This is a genomic window from Mesorhizobium sp. M0011 (assembly GCF_040324155.1).
In the GTDB taxonomy this organism is placed as follows: Bacteria; Pseudomonadota; Alphaproteobacteria; order Rhizobiales; family Rhizobiaceae; genus Mesorhizobium.
Window position 1 is genome coordinate 172,274 of the sequence record NZ_JAMYVQ010000001.1, and the last position, 15,512, is coordinate 187,785.

Sequence of the window (15,512 nt, forward strand, 5' to 3'; positions counted from 1 at the left end):
GTCTTGTTCTACTCCGTCGCCGCAAGCCCAAGCGAAGCGGCAAAGGCAGTGAATTTCTTCGCCTGGTCACTGTCGGCTCCAAAGACAGCAATGGCGCGACCGAGCGCCTCACGCGCCTGATCGGCCTTGCCGAGCACGACATAGGAACGAACGAGCCGCATCCATCCTTCCGGGTCGCGCGGATTTTGCCGCAGTTTGTCGTCGAGGCCGGCGACCATCGTATTGATCATGGTCTCCCGGTCCTGCGGCGACATCGAGGATGCGGCGTCGACATCGCCGGCATCGGGACCATTGGTGGTGCCGCCGGAAGCGACGTCGGAGCCTCCGGATTTGGCGAGCGCCTGCTCGACGGCACCGCGCCATGGCGAGTCCGGCGGCAATCTGCCCAGCATCGCCTGCCATGCCGTGGTCGCTTCCTTGGCGCGACCCTCCTGCGCCAATGCCATGGCCAGGTAGAAGCTGGCCTTCGCATTGGCCGGATCGAGCTTCAGGGCTGCTTCGAAAGCATCCTGGGCATCGGCCGAGACAATGCCGCCTGCCGCGCTGGCGATCGCCTCGCCGAGACCGGCTTGGCGAACGGCGCTGTCGCCATCGAGCCGAATGGCGTTGCGATAGGCTCCTGCCGCGTCGGAAAAGCGCTGCATGCGCAGATAGACCGGTGCCAGCACGTCCCAGCCCCTGCCGTCAGTGGGATTGGCGGCCAGATGGGCTTCGGCCCGCGCCACCAGCTCGTCGACCGAACTGTCGGCGGGATTCTTGGCCAACCGCTCGCTGAGCGGTTGCGACGGCAGGTCAGGAGAGCCAAGCTTGACATAGAGCCCCCAACTGACCAGCGGCACCGCCAGCACGGCTACGGTTGCCACCAGCCTTGCCGTGATCGACGCTCGGCCAGGGTTTGCGCCGCCGGCGGTACCCGCATTGTCAAGGCGAAGGATGCGGCGAGCGATCTCGGCGCGGGCCTCGGCGGCTTCGGCCGGCTGGATCAAGCCACGCGCGGCGTCGCGGTCAAGCTCGGACAATTGGTCGCGATAGACTTCGAGATCGTGATCGCCGCTCGACGACGCGCCCTTGGCGCTGGCGGCCAGCGGCAGCAGCACCGCCAGGCTTGCACCCAGCGTGAGAATGGCGGCTATGACCCAGAACAGCATGGTTCTTCCAATACCGGCAGAGCTCTGCCGTGCCAACAGATGCATGCTGCGACGCTTTGACGACGCCAGCCGCCAATCATCGGCAGACGGTCGTCAGGTCAGCGGCGTCCAGCTGCCATCGGCGTTGCGGCAAGCGGTTCCACGCGCCGTGACCCCGGCACCGGCGGAAAACACCGTCTGCGTGTACTGGCGGCAGTCCTGCGAACCGACGCGGTAGGGCTGGGCCGGAACCACCTCGCCGTAGCGCGAAGCCTGAGCGCCCTTCCACGTCACCTTCTGGCCGCTGGTCGTATATTCTAGCGCCTTGTATTCAGCCTCGAGCGCGCTGCGCTTCTCGGTCTCGCTGAGACCGTTGCCGATCGCCCCGCCGATGAGGCCGCCGCCCATCGCCGAAATGATCGTCGTGGTCACCTTGCCGCTGGAAGGAGGTGTCGAGGCCGGTGTCGCGGACACAGTTGGACCCTTGCCGCTCAAGGTGGTGCAGCCGGAAACGGCCAGCAATGCGGAAACGAGAGCGACGCGAATCTTCATGCCAACAACCGATTTTCTTGAGTGGGAGCCTGCCATGGATGCGCCGGGGGCCGCGTCATCGGAGAAGTTGGCGTGGCCATAGTATTGATATTTGTCGGAAATTTGGCCGCTGGCCCACTGCAGGACCAATCGACATGCCGCCAATAACATCTCCCGTCCCTCTATGTCGATTGGCCCTAGTGAACATCACTGAAGGCTCCGCAATCGCACCACCGCCTTCAATCCGCCCATACCGGACCGTTCGAGCGCCAGAACGCCTCCATACTCGTTGACAAGGTCTGCGACAATGGCCAGCCCCAGACCTGTTCCGGGCTTTGTCTCGTCCAGACGCCGTCCTCGCTTCAGCGCCTCGCGCGCCTTGTCCTCCGGAATGCCCGGACCGTCATCCTCTATGCTGATCTCGAACATGCCGGCCGGGTCGTCCTTGCCGGTCAAGGGCACGACCGAAACCTGCACCGCGCTCTTTGCCCATTTCATCGCGTTTTCAAGGAGATTGCCCAACAGTTCCTCAAGGTCCTCGCGCTCGCCGGCGAAGACGATCTCGGTTGCCGGCAGCGACAGCGACAGATTTGTCTGCGGATTGAGCTTCTGCAGAACCCGCACCATGCGCTGCACCAGCGGCATCACCGGCGTGCGGTAGACGACGCTGTCGCGTTGTGCCGCGACGCGGGCGCGCTGGAGATAGTGTTCGACCTGCTTCTGCATGGAAGCGGCCTGTTCGGCGATCAGCTGCCCCTTGGCACCGCCGAGCGCGCGGCCCTCGTTGAGCAGCACCGCCAGCGGCGTCTTCAGCGAATGGGCGAGATTGCCGACCTGTGTTCGCGACCGTTCGACGATGCGCCTGTTGTTTTCGATCAAGGCATTGGTTTCGTTGGCAAGCGGTTCGATCTCGGCTGGGAACTGGCCGTCGAGCCTCTGCGCGGTGCCCTCGCGCACCATGGCAAGCGCGTTCCTGACCCGGCGCAACGGCTGCAGGCCAAGCAGGATGGCGATCGCGTTGATGGCGATCATGCCGACGCCGAACAGGGAGAGGTAAGTCAGCAGGCGACGCTGGAAGGTAGCGATTTCCTGTTCGAGTTCGCTTTGGTTGCCCATGACGCGGAAGCGCGCGGCGCGGTTCTTGGAATCGAGAACGAATTCGCTCTCGAACACTTCGAGCTGCTCACCATCGATGCCTTCGGTCGGATAGCTGCGCTGGAAGCTGGCGTTGAACGGCACATCGGCAACGCTCGGCGACGGGATGTTTTTCAACATCGAAGACGAATGAAGATCACCATGCACACCTTCCGAAGCGGGCTCCACCGACCAGTACCAGCCCGAATTCGGCTCCGAGAACCGAAGGTCGCCGAGGTCTGGCGCGCCAGTCAGCGCCCCGCTGTCGGAGATGCCGATCGAACCGATCAGGTTGAACAGATGCGCCGAAAGCAGGCTGTCGAAGCCGCGTTCGCTGGCCTGGCGGTAGAGCGTGGTTATCAACGTGAAGATGACAACGAGCGTCACGATCGCCCAGACCGTGGAAAAGGCGATGACGCGGAACGTCAGCGAACGCGGCCACAAACGAAGCGAAAGCGGCGCCCTTGCGGTTGGTTTGAGCGGTTCCGAGTTACGCCTCCGGCTCACGCATGCGGTAGCCCATGCCGCGCACGGTTTCGATCATGTCAATGCCCATCTTCTTGCGCAGCCGCCCGACAAACACCTCGATGGTGTTGGAATCGCGGTCGAAATCCTGATCGTAGAGATGCTCGACCAGTTCGGTCCGCGAGACGACCTCGCCCATATGGTGCATCAGATAGGCAAGCAGGCGGAACTCGTGCGACGTCAGTTTCAGCGGCACGCCGTCGACATCGGCCTTGGAGGCCTTGGTGTCGAGACGCAGCGGCCCGCAGGTCAGTTCGGACGAGGCATGGCCGGCAGCCCGCCGGATCAGGGCCCGCAGCCTGGCCAGCACCTCCTCGATGTGGAACGGCTTGGTGACGTAGTCATCGGCGCCGGCATCGATGCCGGAGACCTTGTCGCTCCAGCGGTCGCGCGCCGTCAGGATCAGCACCGGCATCTTGCGGCCGCCGCGCCGCCAGCGCTCGACCACGCTGATGCCGTCCATCTGCGGCAGGCCGATATCGAGCACGACGGCGTCGTAGGGCTCGGTGTCGCCAAGGAAATGGCCTTCCTCGCCGTCGAAGGCGCGGTCGACGACATAGCCGGCATCGACCAGCGCATCCGATATCTGCCGATTGAGATCCTTGTCATCTTCGACGACGAGTACACGCATGCGGAGTTCGATACCTGTTGAAGAGCTTTACCTGTTGAAGAGCTTTGTCAGATTGAAGACTGGGGCAGATATAGGCCGATTCCGGCGGCCTGGGAAACGTAGCCTAAGGTTGATTAGATCAGTTCAGCGGAACGACGATTTCGGAACGGCGCGGACGTTGTCCGTCCTTGCCCGGAACGAGCACGACGATGACACAGACCGGCTGGCCGCCGCGCGTCGACTGCGAGGCCTTGGCCAGCGTTCCGCCATTCTGTTCGGCCACCTGTTGGCCGATGGCGTAGCAATCGGACGCCGCCAGTACGATCGGACTGGCCAGGTCGGGCGGCGCGATGACCGGTATCGCTATCGCCTGCGACGCGAACAGTCCGGCAGCACAAAGCGCCAGTGTCGCGGTTCGGAAGTGGGAGCGAAGCGTTTTCATGACCGGCGTTGTAACGCATCGGTGCTGAACGTGAAATGAACGGTGAACGTCGCTGAAAACATGCTCGCCACACCCCTGCAACGCGAGACAATCAACCTGGAATTTCACCGCCTCGAACAGGTGAAATCCCGCGAAAGTCCAGTCTAGACTCGGTTTTGACCATATTGAAAGCGCATCAGGCATTTTCCTGCGTTATCGCGCGAAAACGCAGCAGCCCGTGATGCACGAGCAGATCCTCGTCATGGCGGGCTTCGGCAAATTCCAGCGACAGTCGTGTCTGGCCGCGAGGGCCGATCACCAATGCTGCGTCGGCAAGGCGCGCCTGGATGGCGGCCATGATGGCAAGCGTTTCCGCGTCGCCATGGGCTTTCGACCAGACATGCAGCGTAATCAACTGATCGTCGGTGTTCTCGGTGCCCGTATCCCAGTCGAAAGCGGAGGTATGGCCCCAGGTCACGTACGGAAAAGCGGCATTATCGGTTGGCCGTTCGAGCAGTCCGGCGCCGCCCAGCAAGGCCGACAGCGATGCATCGCTTTTCAGCCTGAGAAACAGTGCCTGCTGTAAATCGCCTGGCGCGGTCATCGTCTTTTCCTCCGGTTCCTGCGCTGCCGACTATTGCTTTTCGGAAGCCTGTCCGCGTTCTGCGTGTTCTGACAGATATAGCCATTCGACGCGCGGAGGCGATGGCGATTCGTCATCGTAATGATGCCGATGATCTCGAAAGGCGACTTTACCAACACCATCGTCCGCGGGCACCGCGCCGGGAGCATAGACACTCGATTCCTGGTCACATATTCTCGCTCTACAGGGTCGCATGACGCAATGTTCCTTGCCGTTTTTGATCCACGAAGCCATTTCGGAAGCTGATGATGCTCGATGCAGAAAACACCAGGGCTGCGTCTCGGTTGTTGGTAGGCCACTGGGACAAGGGCACCCGTCTCGACGCCATAGCTGAGGCGTTGCGCCCACAAACACGGCTCGAAGGTTACGCCATCCAGTCGCATGTCATGGATCGCTCGGTGGCCCCACTTTTCGGCTGGAGATTGCCGCGACCAGTCTGGCCGGACAAAGGCACATCAACGTCGACGGCCCGATGGCCGGACGTCTCCTGGCCGAGAAAGCGGTGGAGGTCGGCGGGACCGTTTCCCTGGCGACGAGCAAGATGCGCGTGGCCGAGATCGAATTCGCTTTCCGCTTCGGCCGCGAGCTGCCGCCTCGTCTGGCACCCTATGAAATCGCCGAGGTGATGGAAGCCGTGGCGACCTTGCATCCGGCGATCGAAATCCCGGACTCACGGTATGACGATTTCTGCGCCGTCGGGGCGCCGCAGCTCATTGCGGACAATGCCTGCGCCAATCTGTTTGTCATCGGCGAGGCGGCGGAAGACGACTGGCGGGACGCGGACCTTGCAAAGCACCCCGTGGTCGCCTCCGTTTCCGGAAGGTCGCAACATAGCGGATCGGGAGCAGCCGTGTTGGGCGATCCTCGCATCGCGCTCACCTGGCTCGTCAACGAGTTGTCGGGCCTGGGCATAGCGCTCCAACCGGGACAGGTGGTGATTACAGGTACCTGCGTGACGCCGATTGGGGTCGAGGCCGGCGACGAAGTCATTGGCGATTTGGGCAGGTTCGGCAGCGTCTCCGTGCGGTTTGTCTAATAGCCCCCACGCTGCCTGGCCACGAAACTGCGCACCGCCAGCACCAGAACGGTGATGATGATCAGGATCACCGAGAGCGCGGCGATCGCTGGGTCGATGTTGTCGCGCAGGCCCATCCACATCAGCCTGGGCAGCGTGATGGCGTTGACCGAGGTGATGAACAGGGTGACGCCGATTTCTTCCCAGGACAGCACGAAGGAGAGAAGCGCCGCGGTAATGATGCCGAACTTGATGTTGGGCATGATGATGCGGGTGGCGCGCTCCCACACAGTGGCGCCTAAGCCCCGCGCGGCAAGGTCGATGCGGCGGTCGAGCTGGCTGAGCGAGACCAGCATCAGCACCGTGGCGAAGGGCACGGTCATCACCGAATGCGCCATGGCGACGCCAAGCCAGGTGTCGTAGCCGAAGAACGCGCTGAACCCCGAGATCGAGGTCAGCAGGAAGTAGAGCGTGATCGCCGAGACCACCGGCGGCACCACCATCGGCAGCAGCACGAAGCCGACCAGGGCTGCGGTAAAGCGCGGCTGAAACATCCAGACGCCAAGGCTGAAGCACAGCGCGAGCACGGTGGAAAAGGCGCTGCTGACGACGCCGATGCGGATCGAGAGCAGGATCGATTGGAGCCAGCGTGGATCCTCGATCAGCGCCCGGTAGTGGCGCAGCGACAGTTCGCCCGACGGCATCGCCAGCATGCGGCTCGGCGTCAGCGACACCGGGATGACGGCGAGCAGCGGCATCAGCAGGAACAGCGCCACGAAGGCGGCGATGATCAGCGAGACGGGACCGGGGCGGTAGGTCGGCATCAGATCAACTGCTTCGGTCTGACATAGCGGAACAAAAGCGCCATCAGCGCGCCGACGAACAGCACCAGCACGACGCTGATCGCTGCACCCAGCCCCCAGTCCGGGCTCTGGAAGATCCTGAGATAGATCAGCTCGGCGATCATGACGCTGCGGCCGCCACCGAGGATCGCCGGCGTGACGAAGAAGCCGAGCGAGAAGACGAACACGATCATCGCCGCGCCGATGATGCCGGAGCGCGTCATCGGCACGAACACCGTCCAGAAGGTGCGCATGCGGCTGGAGCCGAGGCCGCGCGCGGCCAGGAGCACGCGGTCGTCGAGGCTGCGCATGGCCGACGCCAGCGGGAAGACGGCGAAAGGAATGAGGAAGTGCGTTATGCCGACGATGACGCCGAATTCGTTGCGCACCAGCGCCAGCGGCTCGGAAATGAAGCCGATCGCCTGCAGCCAGGTGTTGATCAGGCCGCGATTGGAGAGCAGCGCCACCCAGCCGAAAGCACGGGTCAGCACGGAAATCCAGAAGGGGACGAGAATGCAGAACTCGGCGATCAGGCGCTGTGCCGGGGTTCCACGCACCCAGACGACGGTGATGGCGTAGGCAGCGGCCACCGAAACGACAGTGACGACCGCCGCGATGCGCAGCGTGCGGATGAACACCGACTGCACAAGATCGTCGGTGAGCAGCGCCTCATACTGGCCGAGGCCGGGCGTCGGCAGTGTAAAGCTCCATTTGACGACGCCGAGGAACGGCCAGGCATAGGCCAGGACAAGAAACAGGAGCAGCGGCGCCATCAACAGCGCCGCGCCCATCCTGTCGGAGAGATAGGATCTCATTTCGACCCGATTACCCCGCCCCTGATCAGGCCGAGATGATCTTGGTGTATTCGTCGAGCGCCGGCCCGTAATTCTTGGCGTACCAGTCCATGTCGAGCGCGATCTGCTTCTTCATGTTCTCGGGATCGACCGGATTGATGCGCTTCTTGTCGGCGGGGATCAGCGCGTCGGCAGCCGGGTTTGCAGGACCTTGGCCGAGCTTGTCGAACATGACCAGCTGCTTTTCAGGGTCCTGGGCACTGGCGATGAACTTCATCGCAGCGTCCTTGCCGCCGGGGTTGCCCTTGAGCACGGCCAGCGCGCCGGGCGAGATCAGGCCCTGGTCCCAGATGAACTTGATCTTGCCGCCCGAATCCTGCTCGATCAGCGAGGCACGGGTCGACCAGACGATCGCCATCGAGGCCTCGCCATTGAGCAGCACGCTCTGGCTTTCGGCGCCGCCGCCCCAATAGGCAACGACGTTTTCCTTGAAGGCGGCGATCTTGTCATGGGCGCGCTTGAGGTCGAGCGGGTAGAGCGAGGCAGGCGCGATGCCGTCGGCCAGCAGGGCTGCTTCCCAGCTCGACACGCCCCATTTGTAGAGCGAGCGCTTGCCGGGGAATTTCTTCACGTCGAAGAAGTCGGCCATGCCGGTCGGCGCGTCCTTGCCGTACTTCTCGGAATCATAGGCGATGACATAGGAGAAGAAATAGGTCGAGGCGGCGTATTCCCAACCAAAGCCGGGCCGCATCTTCTTCTTGTCGACGATGTTGTAATCGATCGGCTCGAGAGCCCCTTGGGCGCCGAGCGTGATGGCCGAGAACGGGTCTACGTCGACGAGATCCCAGGTCGGCGCGCCGCTCTTGAACTGCGCGGCGATGGCGCCTTCGGTCGGACCCGAACCGTCCATCTTGACGGTGATGCCGGTGTCCTTGGTGAAAGCCTGGCCATAGGCGGCATCGTAGGCGGTGATGGCATCGCCACCCCAGTTGACCAGCACAAGTTCCTTAGCCTGCGCAAAGGCACCTGTCGAGCGCAGCAGCATCGGCGTGCCGGCCAGCACGAGTGCCGCCAACTGTGTGAATTGCCGGCGCGAGATCTCGCCGCGACCTGCCCTGGCGGACAGGCTCTCGATGGCTTGTTTCTTGGTGTCATGTGTCATGTCAGTTCCCCTTTTTTGTTGTTGATAGTGCCGGAAAACGGTGCTGCGATATCTCGCCACACCGTTCGTCATTGCCCTCCATGCGGAAGGAGGAAACCCTTTTCCGCCGGCCAGGTGAGCCAGACGGAGTTGCCCTTGCTCAAGGCCGCGGCAGCCACCTCGTTCGGCACCGAGACCGTGACCTTGGCGCCTTGCCGCGTTGTCAGGTCGAGCCGCGTTGCAGCACCTAGGTAGGTGGAGTTGGTGGCGGTAGCGGCGATCCCATTCTCACCATCTGCCGCCTCGCCCGATATCGACATGTATTCGGGCCGGATCGCCAGGATGGCATCGCCGCGCACGAGTTCGGCCTTGCAGCCCATGCTGACCGCGCGGTCTTCGCACAGGCCAGTCGAGCCATTGCCGGCGGGCTTGACGCCCTTTAGCGGCAGCATGTTGATCTCGCCGAGGAATTCGGCGACGAAGCGGTTGTCCGGCCGGTCGTAGACCTCGTCGGGCGCTCCGACCTGCAGCAGTTTGCCGTGGTTGAAGATGGCAACGCGCGACGACAGCGCCAGCGCCTCGCTCTGGTCGTGGGTAACGAAGACGAAGGTGGTTCCGGTCTCCTGATGCAGCCGCTTCATCTCGGCTTGCATCTGGCCGCGCAGGCCCTTGTCGAGTGCGGAAAACGGCTCATCGAGCAACAGCACGCCCGGCTCGAACACCAGCGCTCGCGCCAGCGCCACGCGCTGCTGCTGGCCGCCCGACAGCTGCGCCGGCAGTTTCTTCTCGTGGCCCTTGAGGCCGACGCGCTCGATCATCTCGCCGACACGGCGCTTGATGTCGGCGGCCGATTTCTTGCGCACCTTGAGTGGGAAGGCGATGTTGGCTTCTACGCTCATATGCGGGAACAGCGCGTAGCCCTGGAACACCATGCCGGCGGCGCGTTGCTCTGCCGGCCGGTCGGTGATGTCGACGCCGTCGCTGAACAGCTTGCCCTCGGTCGGCTGAACGAAGCCGGCAAGGATCATCAGGAAGGTGGTCTTGCCCGAACCGGACGGCCCGAGCAGGGTCAGGAACTCGCCACGGCCGATATCGAGCGACAGATTGTCCAGCGCACGGAACGAGCCGAAGCTCTTGCCGATCCCGATTGCCTTGATCTCTGCGGCACGGCCGGGTTGCTGCATACTGCCCTTTCCCTAACGCTTGTCGAAATCGTAGGCAGGGTGCCGGCTCACCGCAACCGAATAGTTTTCGCGTGATCGGCAAATTCCATTCATCTATGGCGAGATGTCGCCAACTGCCCTCAATACGGCAGAATGCGGTTCTCCTGGAGTTTCGACCGCAGCCATCCCGTGAACGCTTCCAGAACCGGATGCGAAGCCTTGGCATGTTCGGAGACCAGGAAATAGGAGCGCGGCGACTTGATCGCTATATCGAACGGCCTGACCAACCGGCCCTCGCTCAGCGCCCGCCGGCTGGTCAGTTCGTCGCCCATGGCGATGCCCTGGCCGGCAATCGCCGCCGAGAAGACGAGGTTCATGTCCGAAAAGAAGATGCCGCCCTCAATGTCGGGGTTTTCCACCTTGGACAGCGCCAGCCAGCGCGCCCAATCCTCGGTGTCATCGAGATGCAGCAGGTTGGCGCGCAGCACGTCCGACGGCCGGGAAAAGCCGCCGATCTTGTTGAGCAGCGTCGGGCTGCAGAGCGGCGTGAACGAGATTTCGCAGAGCGGTTCGACCGCCCGGTTCGGCCAATTGCCGACACCGAACGCAATGAAGGCATCGGCGTCGGCGTTGCTGACATCGTCGAGCCGGCGCGGCGTCAGGATGCGCAGCGCCACGTCGGGATACATCTGCCGGAACTCGCCGATATGGGTGCACAGGAACAGCGAGGCGAAGCCGGGCGTGCAACTGACGGCGAACGAGCCGCCGACGCCGGTGCCGGCATTACGCGTCACCGCGTCCCCAAGAACGGTGAGCGCCTTGCGCACGTCGCTGGCGTAGCGCTGGCCGCGCGGCGTCAGCGCCACACCCTTGCCGATGCGTTCGAGCAGGTCGAAGCCGAGGTCGCGCTCCAGCAGGCGAAGCTGATGGCTAACAGCGCTGCGGGTCAGGTGCAACTCGTCGGCGGCGCGCCAGACGCTGCCGTGCCGGGCGAAGCTGTCGAGCGCGCGCAGCGCTTGTGTCGATGGTATACGCAAGGAGCCTCAGGTGAACCGAATTTGCACGAACCGGGAAAACATATCACTTTTTAGCGAACCGCTTCACTGCTTTCTTCTCATGCCATGGAGAAACCGGTGGCCACCTCGGCGCAAGCAACCGCCCTTGCCTGTCTCGACGGCATCCAGCCGTTGTTGTCCGCGTGGACACGCACCATCTTCGATTACGGCGAGACCGCGTGGCGGGAGTATCAATCAGCCGCCTGGTATGTCGAGCGACTGAAACTCGAAGGTTTTTCCGTCGAAGAAGGTTCGGGCGGCATGCCGACCGCCTTCTGCGCGCATTGGACCAACGGCCCCGGCCCGACCATCGGCATGTACGCCGAATACGACGCGGTGCCGGGCAATTGCCAGGATGCCGCTACGGTCGAGCGTCCGCGCCGGGGACTTGGCAACCAGGCCGGCGGCCATACCGACCCGCATTCCGGCCTCGGGATTTCGAGCCTCGGCGGGCTGCTGGCGACCAAGGCAGCGATGCAGCGCCACGGCATATCAGGCACGCTGCGCTTCACCGGCGAGCCGGCGGAAAAGGTGCGTGGGTCAAAGCCGATCCATGCCGCCAAGGGCTATTATGACGGCCTTGCCGGCATGATCTCCTTTCATCCGTTCTACATGCTGCCGCTCTGCAACACGGCGCGCTGGGACACGCATTGCGGCGCGGCCTACGCGATGATCTACCGCTTCATCTGCGACCAACCGGAGCGCTGGGCCCTGGCTGCGGGTGCCGCACCCATTCCGCAAGCACATTCGGCGGCGCGCGCGCCCGGCGCCAACGACGCATTGATGATGATGTACATGGCCTCCAAGGCTCTGCGCGATTCCATGCTGCCTCACCAGGGCGGCTGGTCGATCAGCGAGGCGATCCTGACGGCGGGGCAAGCGACCGCCGACAATTTGCCGGCGGGGCTGGCCGAGATCCAGTACATGATCCGCGTGCCGACGCTTGCCATGGCCGAGCAGGTCACCGCGGTGCTCGACCGCAATGCCGAGGCGGCGGCAGCGATGAGTGGTTGCCGCATCGAGCGGCATTGGGTGTCGAAGTCACGACCGGGACTTGCCAATCATGCAATGGCCGAGATCGCCTATGAAGCACTGTCGACCGTGGGGCCGCCGCGCTGGGACGAGGACGCCAAGGCAGTCGCGCGCGAAATACAGGTCAATGCCGGGCGCATGGCGAGCGACGAGCCGTTCATCGAAGAGCTGGAGCGCCTGATCGAGCCGCAGGCAGCGGAAGCGATCCTGCGCCGCGACCTGCCGCCTTCGCAGGTCAACTCGACCTCCGACGATTACACCGACATGAGCTGGCATACGCCGACGGCGCGCTTCTATGTCGCCCGCCCGGCGCTGCGTTCGGAAACCGGCTATCCCTATCCGTCATGGGCAATGAGTGCATTGGGCGGTATTCCCGCCACCATCGACCCGATGGTGGCTTGCGCCTCCCGCACGATTGCGCTCGCCGCCCTTCGCCTGCTGGAAGACCAGACCGCCCGCGATGCGGCGATGAATGAATTCGTCGCCCGCACCGGTGGCGGAATCGGCGGCTCGAACTGGATCGCGCCGCTCTGCGATTACGAACCGCCGATCCATTTCCGTTGGCCGGAATATGTCACCACCCCGCGCGGACGGGACTGGTGGATACCGAGCATTCCCCAAGCCAAATGACCGCTGATCTGATCATAAGGAGCACCCCATGACCGTTCATGACCGCATTGTCGCCGAGCCGTTTTCGCTGCAGCGCCGCAACCCCGCCGGCGGCACCAAGCCGCTGACCGCCTGGGGCTTCGCCAACGAGACCGACGTGCTGACCGACGTCCTGCTCGGTTCGCCCAATTTCCTGCGCCATCTGTCGACCAGCTCGCTGTCGCGAAAGCATCTGCGCGAGGCACCCTGCAACGTCCAGATCGCCCAGGCGCAGCACAAGGACCTGGTCGCCGCCTACGAGCATTTCGGCGTCAACATCCACTGGCACGAGCCGACGCCTGAGCTGCCGATGCAGGTCTATTCCCGCGATTCCAGCGTCATGACGCCCTACGGCGCCTTCATCACCGCCATGGCCAACTGGTGGCGGCGCGGCGAGAATTATGCCGCAATCCGCACCTACGAAAAGCTCGGCATCCCGATCTACGACATGGTCACGGCTGGTACGTTCGAGGGCGGCGACTTCAACGTCATCGAGGATGGCGTCGTGCTGATCGGCTGCGGCGGCGCCCGCACGCAGGAGGAAGGCGCGCGCCAAGTACAAGCCTGGTTCGACAAGGAGGGCTGGGAAACCCGCATCGCCTTCATCGACGAATACTACGTCCATATCGACCTGATGGTGGTGCCGATCGCCGAAAAGCTGACCGCCGTCTGCCTCGCCTGCACCGAACCCGGCATTGTCGACTGGTTGAAGGGCAAGGGCCACGAGATCATCGACGTGCCGTTCCAGGATACGATGGCCCTCGGCTGCAACTTCATGTCGCTGGGCAAGGACCGGGTGATCGCGCCGACCTCCAGCCAGGCGCTGATCGGTCAGCTCAAGGCGCGCGGCTTCGAGGTCGCGGCCGTCGACATGAGCGAGATCTCGAAGACCGGCGGCGGCATCCACTGCATGGCGCAGGCGCTGAAGCGCGAACCGGCCTGAGGAGTGGGATAGCGCTACGCTGCTTCGCTCACATTCGTCAGCATGATCGGCATCCGGGCGGCCGAGGGTGCAAGGTCGCGCGCGCAAAACGGCTGAGATCGCCGGCTGGCGGCACCGTGTGCCCCGCTTGCGAGTCGCAACGCTGCCCGATGCGAAACTTGCGCGATAGCTAATATAAGCACACAGTAAAAACGTCTTTTGGGAGAGGACAGCTCATCTGCAAATCGGGAGGAAAGCATGAACACCATGAGCCTCACCACGCTTGAACGCGGCAAAACGACAGTCGACGCCGCAGCCCTGGAAGCGTTTTCGGCACAATTGCGCGGCAAAATGCTGAGCGAAGGCGATGCCGCGTATGACGAAGCACGGACCGTCTGGAATGCCACGGTCGACCGACGGCCCGGGCTGATCGTGTGCTGCGTCGGAGCTTCCGATGTCATCAGTGCCGTGAATTTCGCCAGGGAGAACAGGCTTCTCGTCTCGGTGCGCGGCGGCGGCCACAACATTGCCGGAAGTGCGGTCTGCGATGGTGGCCTGATGATTGATCTGTCATTGATGAAATCGGTGCGGGTCGATGTCGCTGCGCGGCGGGCATGGGTCGGGCCTGGCGCGACGCTTGCCGATGTCGACAAGGAAACGCAGGCCTTCGGGCTGGTGGTACCGACCGGCATCAACTCGACCACCGGCATATCCGGCCTGACGCTGGGTGGCGGCTTCGGCTGGATCACCCGCAAATTCGGCCTGACCATCGACAATCTTGCCTCCGTCGATGTGGTCACCGCCGATGGCAAACTGCTCCGGGCCAGCCAGACTGAAAATCCCGATTTGTTCTGGGCGCTGCGCGGCGGCGGCGGCAATTTCGGCGTCGTCACGGCATTCGAGTTCCATCTCCATGAGTTTGGACCGCAAGTGCTGGCAGGGCTTGTCGTCCATCCCTTCGCCGATGCCGAAAAGGTGCTGCGGGAGTATAGCAAGGCGCTCGAAACCGCTCCTGACGAGTTGACCTGCTGGGTAGTCATGCGGCAGGCGCCGCCGCTGCCCTTCCTGCCCGCGGAATGGCATGGCAAGGAGGTTCTGGTGCTGGCCATGTGCTATTGCGGCGACATCGAGGCAGGTGAAAAGGCGACGCAAAAGCTTCGAGCCATCGGCACGCCGATTGCCGATGTCGTGGGCCCCAGCCCGTTCACCGGCTGGCAGCAGGCATTCGACCCACTGCTCACGCCCGGCGCCCGCAACTACTGGAAGAGCCATGACTTCACCGAGTTTTCCGAGGAGGCGGCTGCGGTCGTCAGGGGGGCAATAGCCAAGCTGCCGGGACCCGAATGCGAGATATTTATCGGCCATGTCGGCGGCGCGGCAGGTCGCGTCAAGGCGGATGCAACGGCGTTCCCACAGCGCAGTTCGCATTTCGTCATGAACGTTCACGCCCGCTGGCGCGAACCCACGATGGACAAGGCTTGCACCGACTGGGCTCGTTCAATCTACGAGGCGGCCAAACCTTATGCCGCCGGCACCGCCTACGTGAACTTCATGCCGGAGGACGAGGTCGACCGGGTCGAAGCGGTCTATGGTGGCAACCATCGACGGCTTGTGGAAATCAAGCAGCGCTACGACCCGCTGAACCTGTTCCGCATGAACCAGAATTTGCGTACGAAAGAAAGCTTGCGAGCCGCATGAGGCGCGCCGTGCTGCAGTGATAAAAAGCTCACGCCTCCGCTGGAGGCGCGGGCACATGCTGTAGGCGCCGGGCTGTATTCTCGGGCCGGCCCGTCAGCAACAAACCCAATACTGTGTCTTCGCCGCCCTTGTGAGTGCTGGAAAAATGGAGGAATAGTCTCCCGGAATGCATCGCCCTGAAATTGCCGGTTTGCGGTTCTCAGGTCGTGCA

14 protein-coding genes and 1 pseudogene are annotated in these 15,512 nt (G+C 63.4%); 4 read left to right on the forward strand and 11 right to left on the reverse strand.

Features of this window, described 5'->3' with window-relative positions:
• Window positions 1-8 precede the first annotated feature (8 nt).
• The 6 genes from ccmI to NKK51_RS00870 all read right to left on the reverse strand — a co-directional run bounded on the left by ccmI (window position 9) and on the right by NKK51_RS00870 (window position 4,952).
• The gene (gene ccmI / locus NKK51_RS00845; protein ID WP_352550659.1) at window positions 9-1,148 is read right to left on the reverse strand and encodes a c-type cytochrome biogenesis protein CcmI; all 1,140 of its coding nucleotides are present in this window, start codon (window positions 1,146-1,148) and stop codon (window positions 9-11) included.
• 93 nt (window positions 1,149-1,241) lie between these two features.
• Complete coding sequence (locus NKK51_RS00850; protein ID WP_352550661.1) at window positions 1,242-1,679, reverse strand: RT0821/Lpp0805 family surface protein; 438 nt, start codon at window positions 1,677-1,679, stop codon at window positions 1,242-1,244.
• A 186-nt stretch (window positions 1,680-1,865) separates the two neighbouring features.
• A complete protein-coding gene (locus NKK51_RS00855) occupies window positions 1,866-3,299 on the reverse strand; it encodes an ATP-binding protein (RefSeq protein WP_352550663.1) in 1,434 nt (477 codons plus the stop codon).
• Window positions 3,283-3,948 carry a response regulator transcription factor gene (locus tag NKK51_RS00860; protein WP_023812809.1) on the reverse strand — a complete coding sequence of 222 codons (666 nt, stop codon included), beginning with the start codon at window positions 3,946-3,948 and terminating at the stop codon, window positions 3,283-3,285. Before NKK51_RS00860 ends, NKK51_RS00855 begins: the two co-directional genes overlap by 17 nt.
• Before the next feature lie 118 nt (window positions 3,949-4,066).
• On the reverse strand, window positions 4,067-4,369 hold the full coding sequence (locus tag NKK51_RS00865) for a hypothetical protein (RefSeq protein ID WP_023812808.1): 303 nt from the start codon (window positions 4,367-4,369) through the stop codon (window positions 4,067-4,069).
• A gap of 175 nt (window positions 4,370-4,544) precedes the next feature.
• The gene (locus NKK51_RS00870; RefSeq protein WP_023812807.1) at window positions 4,545-4,952 is read right to left on the reverse strand and encodes a DUF3168 domain-containing protein; all 408 of its coding nucleotides are present in this window, start codon (window positions 4,950-4,952) and stop codon (window positions 4,545-4,547) included.
• A 287-nt stretch (window positions 4,953-5,239) separates the two neighbouring features.
• On the opposite strand from NKK51_RS00870, the pseudogene NKK51_RS00875 reads away from it, so the two are divergent.
• A pseudogene (locus NKK51_RS00875) lies at window positions 5,240-6,027 on the forward strand (2-keto-4-pentenoate hydratase).
• Here NKK51_RS00875 and NKK51_RS00880 read toward each other — a convergent pair.
• From NKK51_RS00880 to NKK51_RS00900, 5 genes are all read right to left on the reverse strand, one after another.
• Entirely contained in the window at window positions 6,024-6,830 is an 807-nt protein-coding gene (locus NKK51_RS00880; RefSeq protein ID WP_352550665.1) for an ABC transporter permease, read from the reverse strand. The pseudogene NKK51_RS00875 and the gene NKK51_RS00880 overlap by 4 nt on opposite strands.
• Entirely contained in the window at window positions 6,830-7,663 is an 834-nt protein-coding gene (locus NKK51_RS00885) for an ABC transporter permease (protein WP_352550667.1), read from the reverse strand. The genes NKK51_RS00880 and NKK51_RS00885 overlap by 1 nt, the downstream gene beginning before the upstream one ends.
• Window positions 7,664-7,688: 25 nt before the next feature.
• Window positions 7,689-8,804, reverse strand: a complete 1,116-nt coding sequence (locus tag NKK51_RS00890; protein WP_023812803.1) for an ABC transporter substrate-binding protein — start codon at window positions 8,802-8,804, stop codon at window positions 7,689-7,691.
• 68 nt (window positions 8,805-8,872) lie between these two features.
• On the reverse strand, window positions 8,873-9,967 hold the full coding sequence (locus NKK51_RS00895) for an ABC transporter ATP-binding protein (RefSeq protein WP_352550669.1): 1,095 nt from the start codon (window positions 9,965-9,967) through the stop codon (window positions 8,873-8,875).
• Between the two features lie 119 nt (window positions 9,968-10,086).
• Complete coding sequence (locus NKK51_RS00900; RefSeq protein ID WP_352550670.1) at window positions 10,087-10,983, reverse strand: LysR substrate-binding domain-containing protein; 897 nt, start codon at window positions 10,981-10,983, stop codon at window positions 10,087-10,089.
• Between the two features lie 84 nt (window positions 10,984-11,067).
• Here NKK51_RS00900 and NKK51_RS00905 point away from each other — a divergent pair, with 84 nt between their 5' ends.
• The 3 genes from NKK51_RS00905 to NKK51_RS00915 all read left to right on the forward strand — a co-directional run bounded on the left by NKK51_RS00905 (window position 11,068) and on the right by NKK51_RS00915 (window position 15,301).
• Complete coding sequence (locus tag NKK51_RS00905) at window positions 11,068-12,663, forward strand: zinc-binding metallopeptidase family protein (protein ID WP_352550671.1); 1,596 nt, start codon at window positions 11,068-11,070, stop codon at window positions 12,661-12,663.
• Between the two features lie 28 nt (window positions 12,664-12,691).
• Window positions 12,692-13,624 (forward strand): dimethylarginine dimethylaminohydrolase family protein, encoded by a 933-nt coding sequence (locus NKK51_RS00910; protein ID WP_027035801.1) that lies wholly within the window; start codon window positions 12,692-12,694, stop codon window positions 13,622-13,624.
• A 237-nt stretch (window positions 13,625-13,861) separates the two neighbouring features.
• The gene (locus NKK51_RS00915; protein WP_352550673.1) at window positions 13,862-15,301 is read left to right on the forward strand and encodes an FAD-binding oxidoreductase; all 1,440 of its coding nucleotides are present in this window, start codon (window positions 13,862-13,864) and stop codon (window positions 15,299-15,301) included.
• Window positions 15,302-15,512 lie beyond the last annotated feature (211 nt).

Coding starts and splice junctions, on each gene's coding strand:
- NKK51_RS00885 (WP_352550667.1), bottom strand. CDS start 7,663: ATGAGATCCTATCTCTCCGACAGGATGGGCGCGGCGCTGTTGATGGCG.
- NKK51_RS00870 (WP_023812807.1), bottom strand. CDS start 4,952: ATGACCGCGCCAGGCGATTTACAGCAGGCACTGTTTCTCAGGCTGAAA.
- NKK51_RS00895 (WP_352550669.1), bottom strand. CDS start 9,967: ATGCAGCAACCCGGCCGTGCCGCAGAGATCAAGGCAATCGGGATCGGC.
- NKK51_RS00860 (WP_023812809.1), bottom strand. CDS start 3,948: ATGCGTGTACTCGTCGTCGAAGATGACAAGGATCTCAATCGGCAGATA.
- NKK51_RS00880 (WP_352550665.1), bottom strand. CDS start 6,830: ATGCCGACCTACCGCCCCGGTCCCGTCTCGCTGATCATCGCCGCCTTC.
- NKK51_RS00850 (WP_352550661.1), bottom strand. CDS start 1,679: ATGAAGATTCGCGTCGCTCTCGTTTCCGCATTGCTGGCCGTTTCCGGC.
- ccmI (WP_352550659.1), bottom strand. CDS start 1,148: ATGCTGTTCTGGGTCATAGCCGCCATTCTCACGCTGGGTGCAAGCCTG.
- NKK51_RS00890 (WP_023812803.1), bottom strand. CDS start 8,804: ATGACACATGACACCAAGAAACAAGCCATCGAGAGCCTGTCCGCCAGG.
- NKK51_RS00910 (WP_027035801.1), top strand. CDS start 12,692: ATGACCGTTCATGACCGCATTGTCGCCGAGCCGTTTTCGCTGCAGCGC.
- NKK51_RS00865 (WP_023812808.1), bottom strand. CDS start 4,369: ATGAAAACGCTTCGCTCCCACTTCCGAACCGCGACACTGGCGCTTTGT.
- NKK51_RS00915 (WP_352550673.1), top strand. CDS start 13,862: ATGAACACCATGAGCCTCACCACGCTTGAACGCGGCAAAACGACAGTC.
- NKK51_RS00905 (WP_352550671.1), top strand. CDS start 11,068: ATGGAGAAACCGGTGGCCACCTCGGCGCAAGCAACCGCCCTTGCCTGT.